Source organism: Sphingomonas sp. (assembly GCF_036677245.1).
Classification (GTDB): domain Bacteria; phylum Pseudomonadota; class Alphaproteobacteria; order Sphingomonadales; family Sphingomonadaceae; genus Allosphingosinicella.
The window spans coordinates 1-15,509 of the sequence record NZ_JAKFCG010000079.1 but is presented as its reverse complement, the minus strand read 5'-3'; the positions used below and the strand labels follow the sequence as shown (position 1 = coordinate 15,509).

At 68.0% G+C, this 15,509-nt stretch carries 15 protein-coding genes and 1 tRNA gene; 11 read left to right on the top strand and 5 right to left on the bottom strand.

The window, feature by feature from the left end; translation table 11 throughout:
- A tRNA-Leu gene (locus V6M48_RS09185) sits at positions 1-87 on the bottom strand.
- Between the two features lie 98 nt (positions 88-185).
- Between V6M48_RS09185 and V6M48_RS09180 the strand changes: the two genes are divergently transcribed.
- From V6M48_RS09180 to V6M48_RS09165, 4 genes are all read left to right on the top strand, one after another.
- The gene (locus V6M48_RS09180; protein ID WP_332812239.1) at positions 186-1,121 is read left to right on the top strand and encodes a complex I NDUFA9 subunit family protein; all 936 of its coding nucleotides are present in this window, start codon (positions 186-188) and stop codon (positions 1,119-1,121) included.
- 34 nt (positions 1,122-1,155) lie between these two features.
- Positions 1,156-1,962 (top strand): undecaprenyl-diphosphate phosphatase, encoded by an 807-nt coding sequence (locus V6M48_RS09175; protein WP_332812238.1) that lies wholly within the window; start codon positions 1,156-1,158, stop codon positions 1,960-1,962.
- 244 nt (positions 1,963-2,206) lie between these two features.
- Entirely contained in the window at positions 2,207-2,662 is a 456-nt protein-coding gene (locus V6M48_RS09170) for a hypothetical protein (protein ID WP_332812237.1), read from the top strand.
- A gap of 341 nt (positions 2,663-3,003) precedes the next feature.
- Entirely contained in the window at positions 3,004-3,678 is a 675-nt protein-coding gene (locus V6M48_RS09165) for a glutathione S-transferase family protein (RefSeq protein ID WP_332812236.1), read from the top strand.
- A 292-nt stretch (positions 3,679-3,970) separates the two neighbouring features.
- Here V6M48_RS09165 and ubiG read toward each other — a convergent pair whose 3' ends face one another.
- Positions 3,971-4,741: a bifunctional 2-polyprenyl-6-hydroxyphenol methylase/3-demethylubiquinol 3-O-methyltransferase UbiG gene (ubiG, locus tag V6M48_RS09160; protein ID WP_332812235.1), complete on the bottom strand. Its 771-nt coding sequence runs from the start codon at positions 4,739-4,741 to the stop codon at positions 3,971-3,973.
- 87 nt (positions 4,742-4,828) lie between these two features.
- Here ubiG and V6M48_RS09155 point away from each other — a divergent pair, with 87 nt between their 5' ends.
- Positions 4,829-6,076, top strand: coding sequence for an aspartate kinase (locus V6M48_RS09155; RefSeq protein ID WP_332812234.1), 1,248 nt, complete (start codon positions 4,829-4,831; stop codon positions 6,074-6,076).
- 98 nt (positions 6,077-6,174) lie between these two features.
- Positions 6,175-7,161, top strand: coding sequence for an NAD(P)H-dependent flavin oxidoreductase (locus V6M48_RS09150; RefSeq protein ID WP_332812240.1), 987 nt, complete (start codon positions 6,175-6,177; stop codon positions 7,159-7,161).
- 194 nt (positions 7,162-7,355) lie between these two features.
- On the opposite strand, the gene V6M48_RS09145 is transcribed toward V6M48_RS09150, so the two are convergent.
- Both V6M48_RS09145 and V6M48_RS09140 read right to left on the bottom strand, forming a co-directional pair.
- A complete protein-coding gene (locus V6M48_RS09145; RefSeq protein ID WP_332812233.1) occupies positions 7,356-7,604 on the bottom strand; it encodes a hypothetical protein in 249 nt (82 codons plus the stop codon).
- Positions 7,605-7,728: 124 nt separating this feature from the next.
- Positions 7,729-8,235 (bottom strand): diguanylate cyclase domain-containing protein, encoded by a 507-nt coding sequence (locus V6M48_RS09140; RefSeq protein WP_332812232.1) that lies wholly within the window; start codon positions 8,233-8,235, stop codon positions 7,729-7,731.
- A gap of 278 nt (positions 8,236-8,513) precedes the next feature.
- On the opposite strand from V6M48_RS09140, the gene ptsP reads away from it, so the two are divergent.
- From ptsP to V6M48_RS09125, 3 genes are all read left to right on the top strand, one after another.
- On the top strand, positions 8,514-10,787 hold the full coding sequence (gene ptsP, locus V6M48_RS09135) for a phosphoenolpyruvate--protein phosphotransferase (RefSeq protein ID WP_332812231.1): 2,274 nt from the start codon (positions 8,514-8,516) through the stop codon (positions 10,785-10,787).
- 145 nt (positions 10,788-10,932) lie between these two features.
- On the top strand, positions 10,933-11,796 hold the full coding sequence (locus V6M48_RS09130; protein ID WP_332812230.1) for a helix-turn-helix domain-containing protein: 864 nt from the start codon (positions 10,933-10,935) through the stop codon (positions 11,794-11,796).
- Between the two features lie 80 nt (positions 11,797-11,876).
- Positions 11,877-12,782, top strand: a complete 906-nt coding sequence (locus tag V6M48_RS09125; protein ID WP_332812229.1) for a tetratricopeptide repeat protein — start codon at positions 11,877-11,879, stop codon at positions 12,780-12,782.
- A 209-nt stretch (positions 12,783-12,991) separates the two neighbouring features.
- On the opposite strand, the gene V6M48_RS09120 is transcribed toward V6M48_RS09125, so the two are convergent.
- Positions 12,992-13,279, bottom strand: a complete 288-nt coding sequence (locus V6M48_RS09120) for a hypothetical protein (protein ID WP_332812228.1) — start codon at positions 13,277-13,279, stop codon at positions 12,992-12,994.
- A gap of 309 nt (positions 13,280-13,588) precedes the next feature.
- Here V6M48_RS09120 and tilS point away from each other — a divergent pair, with 309 nt between their 5' ends.
- Positions 13,589-14,554, top strand: a complete 966-nt coding sequence (gene tilS / locus V6M48_RS09115; RefSeq protein WP_332812227.1) for a tRNA lysidine(34) synthetase TilS — start codon at positions 13,589-13,591, stop codon at positions 14,552-14,554.
- Positions 14,555-14,721: 167 nt separating this feature from the next.
- Positions 14,722-15,509 (top strand): ATP-dependent metallopeptidase FtsH/Yme1/Tma family protein (locus V6M48_RS09110; protein WP_332812226.1); only part of this gene is annotated, 788 nt, incomplete at its 3' end.

The following is a 15,509-nucleotide window of genomic DNA, read 5'->3' as shown; positions in this document are numbered from 1 at the left end:
TGGTGCCCAGGAGAGGACTCGAACCTCCACGCCCTTGCGAGCGCCAGCACCTGAAGCTGGTGCGTCTACCAATTCCGCCACCTGGGCACGGGGTAGGCTGGCGCGCTTAGCGGGGGGCGGGAGCGCTTGTCAATGAAGGCCCAAGCGGGCAATGGAGCCGCACTCTCTCGTTCAAGGGACTGAAGATGAACCGGCTGGTCACTTTGTTCGGCGGCGGCGGCTTTCTGGGCCGCTACGTGGCCCAGCAGATCTACAAGAGCGGCGCCCGCGTGCGGGTCGCGCAGCTCGATCCGCGCCGCGCCTTTTTCCTCAAGCCGCTCGGCGGCCTCGGCCAGACCCAGTTCGTTACCGCCGACATCCGCAACCCCGCGCAGGTCGCGGCGGCGGTGCGCGGCAGCGACGCGGTGGTCAATCTGGTCGGCCTGCTCAAGGGCGACTTCGGCGGGGTCCATATCGCCGGCGCGCTCAACGTCGCCGAGGCCTGCGCGCAGGCCGGGGTCGGCGCGCTGGTCCACGTCTCGGCGATCGGCGCCGATCCGGAAAGCGCCTCGGCCTATGGCCGCAGCAAGGGCAAGGGCGAGCTGGCCGTCCGCGAGGCCTTCCCCGACGCGACGATCGTCCGCCCCTCGATCCTGTTCGGGCAGGAGGATCATTTCCTCAACCGCTTCGCCGGTCTCGCGCGGCTCGTCCCTGCCCTGCCGGTGATCCGCCCGAAGGTGAAGCTCCAGCCGGTCTATGTCGCCGACGTCGCCAAGGCGGTCGCCGCCGCGGCGCTCGATCCGCTCGGCCATGGCGGCAAGACCTACGAGCTCGGCGGGCCGCAGGTGCTGACGATGCACGAGCTGATGCAGTGGATCTGCGCGACGACCGGGCACAATCGGGCGCTGATCGACGTGCCCGATCCGGTCGCGGGGCTGCTCGCCCGCCTCACCGGCTGGGCGCCCGGCGCGCCGATCACCTGGGACCAGTGGCTGATGCTGCAGAAGGACAATGTCGCGCGCGACGGCACCGACGATCTGCGCAGCTTCGGCCTGCTGCCGACGCCGCTCGCCGCGGTCGCCGAAGGCTGGCTGACCTCCTATCGCCGCCACGGCCGCTTCGCCGCCAAATCGCCTTACTGACCTCGCAGAACCTCACTCAGTAAGGCACGCGGACATGGACCTCCTCACGATCATCATCCTTGGCATCGTGGAGGGGGTGACCGAATTCATCCCGGTCTCCTCGACCGGCCATCTGATCCTCGCCAGCGCGCTGCTCGGCTACGATGCCGAACATTGGGCGGTGTTCAACGTCGTCATCCAATTGGGCGCGATCCTGGCGGTGGTCGTGCTCTACTGGCGCACCTTCTGGGCGGTGTTCCTCGGCCTGCTGCGGCGCGACCCGACCTCGCTGCGGTTCGTGCGCAACATCATCGTCGCGTTCATCCCCTCGGCGGTGCTCGGCCTTTTGCTGCACCGGCAGATCGAGGCGATGCTCGGCTCGGCGCAGATCGTCTCGGTGGCGCTGATCGTCGGCGGCATCGCGATCCTGCTGATCGAGCGGTTCGTCAAGCGCGCCGACATCAGCGGCGTTGCCGATATACCGCTGGGGCGCGTGATCGGCATCGGCTTCATCCAATGCCTGTCGATGATCCCCGGGGTGAGCCGCTCGGGCGCGACGATCCTCGGCGCGCTGTCGCTCGGCGTCGAGCGGCGCACGGCGGCCGAGTTCAGCTTCTTCCTGGCGGTGCCGACAATGATCGGCGCAAGCACGCTCGAGCTGGTCAAGAACCACGAGCAAGTGCTGAGCGGCACCGGCGTCGGGCTCGATTCGATCGCGGTCGGCTTCGTCGTCTCGTTCGTCGTCGCCTTGGTGGTGATCAAGGCGTTCGTCCATTTCGTCTCGCGCCACGGCTTCTCGCCGTTCGGCTGGTACCGGATCGTCGCCGGCGCCGCCGCTTTGGTCTGGCTCGGGTCGCGCTAGAGCATTGCGCGAAAAGGTGGGTACCGGCTTTTCGCAAGAAGCAATGCGGCATCAAAGGGTTGTAGGGCAGGCTGCGATCCCATCTAATCGCAGCTTGCCCTAGACGGCGCCAGCGCGAAGCCGAGACGGATCGCGATCGTTCAGGCCGCGGTCATCGCCGGCAACCTATTGCAACGGCTGGATATGCCGTGCGTTGTTTGATCGCGCGCGCCACATGCGTGTGTTCGAGCTGAGGAGATTCGCCTTGCGCCTGTTGCTTGCCGCTGCCGTCGCCGCCTGCGCTGCGCCCGCCCTCGCCGCGCCTCCTCCGCACGACGATTACTATGACTCTTATTCCGACCCTTACTCCGATCCGGCTGTGGCCGACCTGCCGTCGCCCGAAGCGATCGAGGATGCGGGCCGGGCGGTCGACCGCGCGATGGGCGCGCTGATGAACGTGCGGATCGGCGAGCTCGCCGAAGCGGTCGATCCCGGCCGCGATCCACGCCGGCGCGACGAGACATTGGGCGACATCGCCTCGCGCGACGACCCTTATTTCGAGCAGCGCATGCGCGGCACGGTGGCCGGGGCCACCGCCGGCATGGGCGTGATGATGGAGCGGCTCGCGGTGCTGGCGCCGGTGCTGCGCGAGACGATGCGCGACGTCGAGCGGCGGGTCGAGGATGCGACCCGCGATCTGCCCGGCCGCGAGCACGACTGAGCGGAGCGCCCAAAACCGTTCGGCCTGAGTTGGTCGAAGGCGTTTTCTTCTCTGTAAAAGCAGGCTTTTCTACGCACCTCCTACCCCGTCACCCCAGCGAAGGCTGGGGTCCAGACAGTGCTCGCATAAGCCACCGGTTGCGAGCCGGGCTACGACGGCGGCTTTCCCAACAACCGCTTGGATGCCAGCCTGCGCTGGCATGACGGGGTTTGGCAGATCACCGCGAACGGAGTTTTGCAGCGGTCCCGCCTATGGCTGGACGATCCTTTGAGTAGACGATCCTTTGGCTAGACCATCCTTTGAGTAGACTGGGCGCGGACGCGCGGTAATAGTCCGCGCGCATGTGGCAGCTCTACCAATTCCCGCTTTGTCCCTTTTCGCGCAAGGTGCGGCTGATGCTCGCCGAAAAGGGCGTCGCACATGAGATGGTGCGGGAATCGCCGTGGCTCGCGCGCGACGAATTCCTCGATCTCAACCCGGCCGGCCAGACGCCGGTGCTGGTCGACGAGACCAAGGGCATCGTGCTGATCGATTCGGCCGCGATCTGCGAATATTTCGAGGAGACGATCGAGAAATCGCCGATGATCCCGGGGACCGCGCTCAACCGCGCCGAGGTCCGCCGCGTCGTCGCCTGGTTCGACGACCGGCTCTACGGCGACGTCGTCAAGCCGCTGATGGAAGAGCGGATGCGCAAGCGGCTGGTCAATCGCGACCCGCCCGACACGCGCGTGCTGCGCGATGCGATGAAGGTCGCCAACAACCACCTCGATTATATCGACTATTTGCTCGACCACCGCCGCTGGCTCGGCGGCCCGGTGCTGAGCCTCGCCGACCTCACCGCGGCGGCGCATCTCTCGGTCGCCGATTATCTCGGCGGGCTCGACTGGCGCGGCCACAAGCAGACGGTCGACTGGTATGCGGTGATGAAATCGCGCCCGAGCTTCCGCTCGTTCCTCGGCGAACGGATGGAAGTGATCGCCCCGCCGCTCCACTACGACAAGGTCGATTTTTTCTGACCCTTATTCCTCCCCCGGTTTTCCGGGGGAGGGGGACCGCGCAGCGGTGGAGGGGCCCCCTCCACCACCCTGCGGGTGGTCCCCCTCCCCTGCAAATGCAGGGGAGGAACTTATAAGCGCTTCGCGGATCCTCTCCCAAAGCGGAACGCACGCAAAACTCCGTTCGCGGTGAGCTTGTCGAACCGCTTTCCTTTCTTGCTCAGAGAAGAAGAGGCCGAGGCACCAGCCCCTCCACCGCGCTGTGCGCGGTCCCCCTCCCCGTGCCGGGGAGGAACTCATAAGGGGGAGGAACTTATAAGCGCTTCGCGGTCACGAAATAGTCGAGCGCCTTGTTCTCGGACAGCGCGAAGCCGCGCATCACATTGTAGCTGAGGCCGGTGACGTCGATCGCCTCGAGGCCGGCGTCGGCCAGCAACGCGCATGTCTCCTCGGGGGTGAGGAACTTGTCCCAGTCGTGCGATCCCTTGGGGATCCGGCCGAGCCCCTCGCCGAGCACGATCATCAGCAGCCGCGACAAGGACGTGCGATTGGGGGTCGAGAGGATCAGCAGGCCGTCATCGGCGAGGGCGGCGGCGAGGCCGTGGACGAACTTGGCGGTGTCGGCGACATGCTCGATCACCTCGAGCGAGGTGATCAAATCATAGGGCCCGGCCAGCACCTCGACCCCGCCGACGCGGTAGTCGATCTCGAGCCCCTGCCCTTCGGCATGGGCGCGGGCGGCGGCGATATTCTCGGGCGCGGCGTCGATCGCGGTGACGTCCGCGCCCAGCCGGCGCAGCGGCTCGGCGAGCAGCCCCGCACCGCAGCCGACGTCGGCGGCGCGCCGCCCGGCGAGCGGGCGCCGGTCGCATTCGTCGCCACTCCAATGCCGGTCGATCTGGTCGCGGATATAGCCGAGCCGCACCGGATTGAGCCGGTGCAGCATCGCCGAGCTGCCCTTGGGATCCCACCAATCGGCGGCCATGCGGCCGAAATGCGCCGCTTCGCGCGGATCGATCGTATCCCCGGGAATTGGGCCGGGCGCGGGCTCCGGTGCGTCTGGCCGCCTGCTTGCATCGCTCATGCCTCCTCCCTATCAGGGCCGCGCCTGGGGGGTCCAGACCTTGCGGCGCCAACAGCATTTTCGGCAACATTCTTTCGGCAGAACGACATGGCCCGTATCGTGATGAAATTCGGCGGCACCTCGATGGCGGGCATCGAGCGCATCCGGCACGTCGCCGACCTGGTCAAGCGCGAGGCCGACCGCGGCAACCAGGTCGCGGTCGTCGTCTCGGCGATGGCCGGCGAGACCGATCGCCTGGTCCAGCTCTGCCGCGAGGCCGCGTCGCTCTACGACCGCCGCGAATATGACGTCGTCGTCGCGAGCGGCGAGCAGGTCACCAGCGGGCTGCTGGCGATCACCCTGCAGGGCATGGGCGTCAACGCGCGCAGCTACATGGGCTGGCAGCTGCCGATCCACACCTCGACCGCGCACGCCGCGGCGCTGATCGACCGCATCGATGCCAAGGTGCTCGAGAAGATCTTCGGCGACGGCGGCGTCGCGGTCATTCCCGGCTTCCAGGGCGTCACCGAGGAAGGCCATGTCACGACCTTGGGCCGCGGCGGATCGGACACCTCGGCGGTCGCGATCGCGGCCGCGGTCAAGGCCGACCGCTGCGACATCTACACCGACGTCGACGGCGTCTACACCACCGATCCGCGCATCGTGCCGCGCGCGCGCAAGCTGCCGATCGTCACTTATGAAGAGATGCTCGAGCTCGCCAGCGTCGGCGCCAAGGTGCTGCAGACGCGCTCGGTCGGGCTCGCGATGCGCGAGAACATGCCGATTCAGGTATTATCGTCGTTCGACGACCGCCCCGGGACGATGGTGGTCGGCGACGACGCAATCGAGGACAAGACCATGGAACGCCAGCTCATCACCGGTATCGCCTATGACAAGAACGAGGCGCGGATCACCCTGACCGAGCTCCCCGACCGGCCCGGCACGGTCGCGGCGATCTTCACCCCGCTCGCCGAGGCCAACGTCAACGTCGACATGATCGTGCAGAGCACGCCGCGCGCCGGCGAGCGCGCCGACCTCACCTTCACCGTCCCCAAGGCGGCGCTGGCGCACACCACCGACGTGCTCGAGAAGATCAAGGACGAGATCGGCTATCAGGACATGCTCGCCAACACCAACGTCTGCAAGGTCAGCGTGGTCGGCGTCGGCATGCGCACCAATGCCGGCGTCGCCGCGCAGATGTTCCAGGCGCTCGCCGCTCGCGGCATCAACATCCTCGCGATCACCACCTCGGAGATCAAGGTGACGGTGCTGATCGACGAGGAATATACCGAGCTTGCGGTGCGCGTGCTCCATACCGCCTATGGCCTCGACGCCGAGGAGGACGCGGCGGAATGAACGCCGCTCAGCCGCAGCCCCCCGCTGAAGGTGCCGGCAGCATCGGCACCGCTGAAGACCCCGCCGGAAGCGTCGGGAGGGAGCGTCTGCAGCGGCTGATGAAGCGCGGCACCGAGCTGCTCGGCTGCGAGATCGCGTTCATGGGCGGCGCGATGAGCTGGATCTCGGAGCGCAACCTCGTCTCGGCGATCTCGAACAACGGCGGGTTCGGCGTGATCGCCTGCGGCGCGATGAGCCCCGAGCTGCTCGACACCGAGATCAGCGAGACCCGCAAGCGCACCGACCGGCCGTTCGGCGTCAATCTGATCACCATGCACCCCGATCTGATGGCGCTGATCGACGTCTGCGGGCGCCACGCGGTCGGCCACATCGTGCTCGCCGGCGGGCTGCCGCCGCCCGGCGCGATCGAGCGGATCAAGGGCACCGGCGCCAAATTGATCTGCTTCGCGCCCGCCCTCGCGCTCGCCAAGAAGCTGATCCGCTCGGGCGTCGATGCTTTGGTGATCGAGGGGATGGAGGCGGGCGGCCACATCGGCCCGGTCTCGACCTCGGTGCTCGCGCAGGAAATATTGCCCGAGGTCGCGGGCGAGATCCCGGTGTTCGTCGCCGGCGGCATCGGCCGCGGCGGCGCGATCGCCGGCTATCTCGAAATGGGCGCGGCCGGCGTGCAGCTCGGCACCCGCTTCGTCTGCGCGCACGAATGCATCGCCCACCCCAATTTCAAGAAGGCGTTCATCCGCGCCTCGGCGCGCGACGCGATCCCGAGCGTCCAGATCGATCCGCGCCTGCCGGTGATCCCGGTGCGCGCGCTCAAGAACAAGGAGATGGAGGCGTTCTCGGCCAAGCAGCGCGAGGTCGCTGCGTTGCTCGACGCGGGCAGCATCGAAATGGCCGAGGCGCAGCTCCAGATCGAGCATTATTGGGCGGGCGCGCTGCGCCGCGCGGTGATCGACGGCGACGTCGAGAGCGGCTCGGTGATGGCCGGCCAGTCGGTCGGCATGGTCAAGCAGGAGCAGCCGGTGGCCGAGATCATCCAGGAGCTGGTCGATCAGGCCGCAGCCGCGCTGGAGCGGCGCGCGGGCTGAGCCCGCCCCCTTTTCGGGACCCCTGCAAAGTAGCCGGGTCACCCCCAAAAACCGTTCGGCCTGAGCTTGTCGAAGGCCTTTTCTTCTCTGAGAAAGAAGGAGAGCGGTTCGACAAGCTCACCGCGAACGGAGTTTTGCAGCGCCCCCATGCGGGAGAGGGGTTGGGAGAGGCGCTAAGGCTCTCCCCGCCAATCTCAGTAAGCCGGCTCGACCGGGCCGGAGCTCGTCCCGCAGCGCACGTGCAGGCCGCCGCCCATATGGGATTCGGCGAACGGCAGGGTGGTCGCGCAAAAGCCGCACTCGGCGGACATGCGGCCGAGCCACCATTGGGTCCTGCCGCAGCCCGGGCAAAAATTGGTTTCCCGCTCGCGATAGACGACGTGATAGCCGCGATAGGAGGGGTCGAACGAATAAGGCTTTGCGCTGTCTTCTTCTTTTTTCATGTCGACTTCCGGTCATGAGTGTCGTGCGCAGCTGAGCCTTGGCCCCGCTGAGTGTCCCAGGTTCCCCCACTCCCGATTTTCGGCTCGTCCCCCTCGATCCGGCTTGTTGCCCTGCTCGGCCGCATCATGCCGGCACCAGCGCCGTCGCCGCAGCAACCTGATTGCCCGCGCGCCGCGCCCGGCCGAGCGCCGCGTCGGCCTGCGCGATCGCATCGGCGGTGGCGTTGCGCTCGCCGGCGACGATCGTCGCCAGCCCGATGCTGATCGTCACCACCCCGAACGGGCTTCCCTGATGCGGGATCTGCAGCGATTCGACGGCGTCGCGATGGCGGTCGGCGTCGGCCTTGACCCAGTCGGGCGATGGCGCGGCGATGATCATCATGAACTGGACCCCGTCGCGGCTGACGACGCGGTCGTCGCCGTGCCGGGCCTGCGCCAGCGCCAAAGCGACCCGCCGCAAGACGTCCGCGGCGGCGGTCTCGCCGTAGATGTCGCGATATTCGCGCCAGTAATCGATCTCGCCGCGCATCGCCCAATAGAGCTGCTCGCGAGGCTCGCCGGCGCGAAGCGGAAGCGTCCGCGTGGTCCGCGTGAGCCGGCTCGGCAGGAACGCAGCAAACATGCTTCTCATCAGGCATTCCCTGTCTGTCGGCAGCCGGTGAAAACCGCCTGCGTCTCAAGCACATGTCGCCATTCACCGGCCGCAACAAGAGCGCCGCGACCCCCGAATCCGCGCTGTGCCGTAGTGAGACGCGACCCGCCCGCCGCGTAAACGGCCGCTCGGAGAGGAACCTCCGGCGCGTGGCCGGTGCGCCGGGCGCGGGCGGTCGGCAGGCTGGGCCGGCGCGCGGCGGCACCCCCGGGCACCCACCCATTGGAAGCGCGCAGTCTTTCTGTTAGCGCCATTCCATGCTCGCCACCTCAGCAGCCTCAGCCCGCGAGATTTTGACCGGCCTTCACAATGTCATGGCCTCTCGGACGGGGACGCAGGCGAAGCTCAATCGGGTGGTCAAGATCATCGCCGACGCGCTGCGCAGCGAGGTCTGCTCGATCTACCTGCTGCGCGACGGCCTGCTCGAGCTGTTCGCGACCTACGGCCTGAACCAGAGCGCGGTCCACGTCACCAAGCTCGCGCTCGGCGAGGGCCTGGTCGGAACGATTGCCCAGCAGGTCGCGGTGCTCAACCTCGACGAGGCCGCGGGGCACCCGGAATTCGCCTATCGGCCCGAAACCGGCGAAGACATGTTCCACAGCTTCGCCGGCGTGCCGATCGTGCGCAACGAGCGCTCGGTCGGCGTGCTCTCGGTCCAGCACGTCGATCCGCGCGCCTATGACAATCTCGAGATCGAGGCGCTCCAGACGGTCGCGATGGTGCTGTCGGAAATGATCGCCGGCGCCGGCCTGATCGATCAGTCGAGCAACGCCGCCAACACCAACCGCGACCTCGGCTCGATCCGGCTGAGCGGCCTCAGGCTCGTCACCGGCATGGCGAGCGGCATCGCCGTCTATCACCAGCCCCGCATCCTGATCGAGCATGTCGTCGCCGACAACATCGAGGCCGAGCGCGCGCGCGTCTACAACGCCTTCACCAAGATGCGCGAGCAGATCGACCATATGGCGAGCCAGCCCGAATTCGGGACGATGGGCGAGCATCAGGAGATCCTCGAGACCTACAAGATGTTCGCCTATGACGAGGGCTGGTCGCGCCGCATCAACGAGGCGATCGACAGCGGCCTCACCGCCGAGGCGGCGATCGAGCGGGTCCAGCAGCGCACCCGGATGCGCATGCGCGAGATCGACGATCCGCTGCTCAAGGAGCGGATGCACGACCTCGACGACCTCGCCAATCGCCTGCTGCGCATCGTCTCCGGCCGGCTCGGCACCGCGGCGCAATCGGGGCTCGAGCAGGACACGATCCTGATCGCGCGCAATCTCGGCCCGGCCGAATTGCTCGAATATGACCGCAAGCGGCTGCAGGGCGTGATCCTCGAGGAAGGCTCGCTGACCGCGCACGTCACGATCGTCGCGCGGGCGATGGGCATCCCGATGCTCGGGCGGGCGCGCAACGTCCGCCAGATCATCAACGAAGGCGATCCGATCCTGATCGACACCAGCGATTCGGTCGCGTTCGTCCGGCCCACCCCGCCGATCGCCAAGGCGTTCGACGCCAAGCTGCTCGTCAGCCAGCAGCGCCGCGCCGAATATGCGGCGATGCGCGATCTGCCCGGCGTGACCCGCGACGGCGTCAAGATCGAGGTGATGATCAACGCCGGCCTGCGCGACGACGTCGGCGCGATCGAAGTCACCGGCGCCGACGGCATCGGGCTGTTCCGCACCGAATTCCAGTTCCTCGTCTCGGCGACCCTGCCGAGGCGCGAGAGCCAGCAGCGCCTCTATCGCGCGGTGCTCGACGGCGCCGGCGGCAAGCCGGTGGTGTTCCGCACCGTCGACATCGGCGGCGACAAGGCCCTGCCCTATTTGCGCGCCGACGAGGAGCAGGAGGAGAATCCGGCGCTCGGCTGGCGCGCGCTGCGGCTCGCGCTCGACCGCACCGCGCTGATGAAGGCGCAGGCGCGCGCTTTGCTCGAAGCGGCGGCGGGCCGCGAGCTGCGCGTGATGTTCCCGATGATCTCCGAGCCCTGGGAATTCGATGCCGCCAAGGCCCTGGTCGAGGAGCAGCGCTGCTGGCTCGCCGAGCGCAAGAAGACCCCGCCAAGCCACGTTTATTATGGGGCGATGCTCGAAGTGCCCTCGCTGGCCGAGACGCTCGACATCCTGCTCCCCAGGATCGACTTCCTGTCGATCGGCACCAACGATCTCACCCAATTCCTGTTCGCGGCCGACCGCGCCCATCCCAAGCTCGCCGAGCGCTACGACTGGCTGAGCCCGGCGATCCTGCGCTTCCTGCGGCGGGTCGTGCGCGAGGCCGACCGCCACAAGGTCCCGGTCGGCGTCTGCGGCGAGATGGGCGGGCGATCGCTCGAGGCGATGGCGCTGATCGGCATCGGGCTCACGCGGCTTTCGATCACGCCGGTCTCGGTCGGCCAGGTGAAGGCGATGGTGCGCTCGCTCGACCGCTCCAAGCTTCGCCCGGTGATCGAGAAACTGCTCGACAAGCCGCCCAGCGACATGCGCGCCAGCCTCACCGCGTGGGCCGAGAAAAATGGCGTCTCATTAGGGTAGGACTCAGGGTCGGTGTTCCGTTAGGGTACGGACTGCGGGCGCTTGTCTTTGGGGGGCCGTGGTGGTCCGGTTGACAAGGAAGCGTGGTCGTGTGTCAAAGTAAGAAGAGCTGGTGCGCATGACGCGTTGGGGCAGGGATGCGTTGATGATCGAGGTGGAAGAGGATTCATTTGCCGCCGATCCGATCGGAAGCCGGCTGAAGGCGGCGCGCGAGCGCCTCTCGATCAGCCTCGACGAGATCGCCGCCAAGACGCGCGTGCCGGTCCGTCACCTCGAGCATATCGAGAATGGCGAGTGGGATTCGCTTCCCGCGGCGACCTACAGCGTCGGCTTCGCGCGTGCCTATGCCAATGCGGTCGGGCTCGACGGGTCGGAGATCGGCGCCGAGCTGCGCGCTTTGCTCGGCCGGCCGGCGAGCACGGCCAACCCGTCGCTGTACGAGCCGACCGATCCGGGGCGGGTGCCGCCGCGCTCGATCGCGATCGCGGCCGCCGTCATCGCGTTGCTGCTTGCGGTCTCCTATCTGGTCTGGCGCAGCGGAGCGGTCGATGACACCGCGGTGGACGAGAACCAGATCGCCGGGATCGAAGCCCCGGCCGCCCCCGCGGCCCCAACGCCTGCAGGTGGGCCGACAGCCGCGCCCGGCGTCGCGGCCGGGCCGGCGTCGGCGTCCGCGCGCGGACCGGTCGTGCTGACCGCCACCGCCGACGTCTGGCTGCGGATCTATGAGGGCAATGGCGGACCCAAATTATTCGAAAACACGCTCAAGGCCGGCGAGCGCTACGTCGTTCCGGCGACCGCCAAGGCGCCGCAGATCCTCACCGGCCGCCCGAACGCGCTTCAAGTCGCGGTCGGGTCGACGGTGATCCCGGCGCTCGGCGCCGCCGAGAAGACGATCGCCGACGTCAGCCTGCTCCCCGCCGACCTGGTCGCGCGCGCCGCACCGGCTCCACCGGCGCCGGCGCAGGCGGCCCAGCGCCCCGCAGCTACGGCGACTAACGGCCGCTAAATCAAAGTCTAAGCCGCTTCATCCTGGCGACAGCAATTGCTAGGTAAAGGCTTCGGCTGATGTCTGTGGGGGACAATTTGATGCGCGTTTCCGTTCTTGCCTTGCTGGTCGCTGCCGCGGTTCCGGCCTCAATCCCGGCCGCCGCGCAAGAGCGCTCGATCGAGCGGCGGGTCGACGTGATCGAAAAGGAGCTGCGCGCGGTGCAGCGCAAGGTCTTCCCGGGCGGCGCCGGCGCGGTCGTCGAAGCCGAGATTTCGGCCGAACAGGCGCCTGCGCTGGAAAGCGGCTTTCCGGCGAGCAGCGCGCTCGCCGATCTCACCGCGCGCGTCGACTCGCTCGAGGCGCAATTGCGGACCCTGACCGGCCAGAGCGAGGAGAATGCGCACCGTCTCCGCCTGCTCGAGGCGAGCGTCACCCAGTTGCGCGCCGACGCCGAAGCGCGCGCGAGCGAAGCGGCAGCGCCCAGCGCCGCGGCGAGCCCATCCCCGACCAATGGCGAGCGCAGCGCGTCGACCGCGCGCAACACGCCTTCGCCTGCCGCAGCGGCGGCGCCGAATCGGACGCCGAATGGGGCGCCGGACGAGGTGGGCACCGGCGATGCCGGCGAGGAAGCCTATACGGCCGGCTACAGGCTGTGGAACGACCAGCGTTATGCCGAAGCCCAGAAGGCGCTCGAAGCCACGGTCAAGAAATATCCGAAGCATGCCAGCGCGAGCCGCGCGCAGAATCTGCTCGGCCGCGCCTATCTCGACGACGGCAAGCCGGCCGCGGCGGCCAAGGTCTTCCTCGCCAACTATCAGAACAACCCGAAAGGGGAACGGGCGCCCGACAGCCTCTATTTCCTCGGCCAGGCGCTGGTGCAGCTCAAGAAGACCGCCGAGGCCTGCAAGGTCTATGACGAGCTTCAGGACGTCTACGGCAGCGCGATGCGCGATTGGGTGAAGCAGCGGCTTCCCAAAGCCCGCGCCGACGCGAAATGCGGATGAGCCCACAGCCGCACGCAAATTAAGGCAAACTGACTGCGCAACCTGGGCCGATGAGTGGAGCGCCGCCCCCCGCAGCGCGATCGCTCGCGCTGCGGGATGGAGCCTGATCTGGTTCGATCCGTGGGATGACGGTGGGCCCGATGGCCAAGGCATCGTGGCCGGTGCGGATCAGGCTCCTTCTGGCACGCAGCCGGTGCGGAACCGGACGATCACTTCGCCGCGATGTCGACGCCGAGGTCCTTCCACTCCTGCTTGGTCTTGCAGACCTTCTTCTGCAGGCGCGAACCGGTGATTGCATCGACCATGCAATATTTGGTGTTCGCCGAAGGCTCGCGCGGCGCGGTGGCGGCAGGCGCCGCGGTCGTGGCGGACGATTCGATGGCGGCGCCGACGGCTGCCTTCGCGCTGGCCGGCGCTGCGGCGCCGACGAACATGGCGGCGAGCGCGGCCGCTGCCGAAATGTGCCGAACGATATTGAGAGTGGAGCGATTGATCATGGCGAAATTCCTTCTGCATCCGATGGCAGGTCGGACCCCCCGGCCTGCTAAAAGCTGCTTTGCATGCGCCGTGCCAATTGCCGTGAGGGCTTGAAAATCAGGCATTTGACGCAAAGCCCCCTGCCGAAGGGGTTTTCAGGGGCACCAACAATTGGTCGAAATCACCATATGTCGGCGCGAAAACCGGGCGGTGTCCGGCAATGGACTGTCCGGCTGCGTACAGCAGTGTCCGCCGGCGGACAGTAGGTGCGGCTGCAGAGCGTCGCGGGCGGGTTTCCCCACCCCGCGCAAGTCCCTAAGCCTATGGGCATGTCGCCGGCGCCGCCCTTGAACGCGATCGACCGCTTCCGCAGTGCGGCCGACGCGCTTCGCGGCCACGGGAAGCTCGGCCTTGCCGTCTCCGGCGGCCCGGACAGCCTGGCGTTGCTGCTGCTTGCCGCCGCCGCCTTGCCGGGCGAGGTCGAGGCGGCGACGGTCGACCACGGCCTTCGGGCGGCGAGCGGCGAGGAGGCCGCATTCGTCGCCGCCATCTGCCACCGCCTTGGCGTGCCGCACGCGATCCTTCGCGCCGAGGTCGACCGCGGTCGGGCCAGCCTGCAGCGTGCGGCCCGCGAGGCGCGCTATCGCGCGCTCGGCGACTGGCTGGCCGAGCGCTCGATCGGGACGTTGGCGACCGCGCATCATGCCGACGACCAGGCCGAGACATTGGTCATGCGGCTGATCCGCGGCGCCGGCATCGGCGGCCTCGCGGGCATCCGCGCGAAGCGAGTCCTGCCGACTCCCGGCAGCGAGGCGATCGTCGTTCGGCCCCTCCTCGGCTGGCGGCGCGCCGAGCTTCGCGCAATCGTCGAGGCGGCGGGCATCCGGCCGGTCGACGATCCGAGCAACGCCGATCCGCGCTACGATCGCGCGCGGGTACGGGCGCAGCTCGCCCGGAGCAGATGGCTCGAGCCGGTCGGCCTCGCGCGCAGCGCGGCCGCCCTGGCGGACGCCGATGCCGCGCTCGACTGGGCGGCGCAGCGCCTCGAGGAGGAGCGGGTCGTGGCCGAGCAGGACAGGCTGGCGCTGCGGCCCGACGGCATTCCAGCCGAGCTCAAGCGGCGGCTGCTGCTCCGCCTGCTCGCGCGGATCCGGCCGGAGGCGGCGCCGCGCGGCGACGAGACGAGCCGGCTGATCGAGACGCTCGAGGCCGGCGGCACCGCGACCCTCGCCGGCGTCAAATGCATTGGCGGAGAGACCTGGCGGTTCGAGCGCGAGCCGGGGCGACAAGGCTGAGGACGTCCGCCGCGATCAGCGGCGAGGGCGGAACGCCGAGAGCCATGCGGACCAAAGTCGGCGCGTAACCCGCACGGACCGGCGTCAAGGCGATATTCAGGCTTCTCCCCTACATTGCCAATGCGCACGGAATGCCTATCTAGAGCAGAGCGAAAGGCGGAAGGTGAATGAGCGAAGATAAGGAGCCGCAGGGCAATCCCTGGATGAAGAGCCTGTTTATCTGGGCGGGCATATTGCTCGCGCTGGTGATCTTCGTTCAGCTCGTCGAGGGCGGCCGCGGCACGGCCAGCACCGGCATGGCCTATTCGGAGTTCCTCAACCGGGTCGATGAAGGCAGCGTCAAGCAGGTCGTGATCGGCAAGGACGTGGTCAGCGGCGAGCTGGCCAGCGGCGAGAAGTTCCGCACCAACGCGCCGCGGGACGACAAGCTCATCGACCGCCTCAAGGGAAGTAACGTCGCGTTCAGCGCCGAGCCCGAGCAGCAGACCAGCGTCTGGCTGATCCTGCTCTACCAGTCGCTGCCCTTCCTGCTGATCCTCGGCATCGCCTTCTTCGTGATGCGCCAGATGCAGAAGAACGCCGGCTCCGGCGCGATGGGCTTCGGCAAGTCCAAGGCCAAGATGCTGACCGAGAAGCACGGCCGCGTGACGTTCGACGATGTCGCCGGCATCGACGAGGCGCGCGAGGAATTGCAGGAGATCGTCGAGTTCCTGAAGGATCCGACCAAATTCGCTCGCCTCGGCGGCAAGATCCCCAAAGGCGCCTTGCTCGTCGGCAGCCCCGGCACCGGCAAGACCTTGCTCGCCCGCGCGATCGCCGGCGAAGCCAACGTGCCCTTCTTCACCATTTCCGGCTCGGACTTCGTCGAGATGTTCGTCGGCGTCGGCGCGAGCCGCGTGCGCGACATGTTCGAGCAGGCCAAGAAGAACGCGCCGTGCATCGTCTTCATCGACGA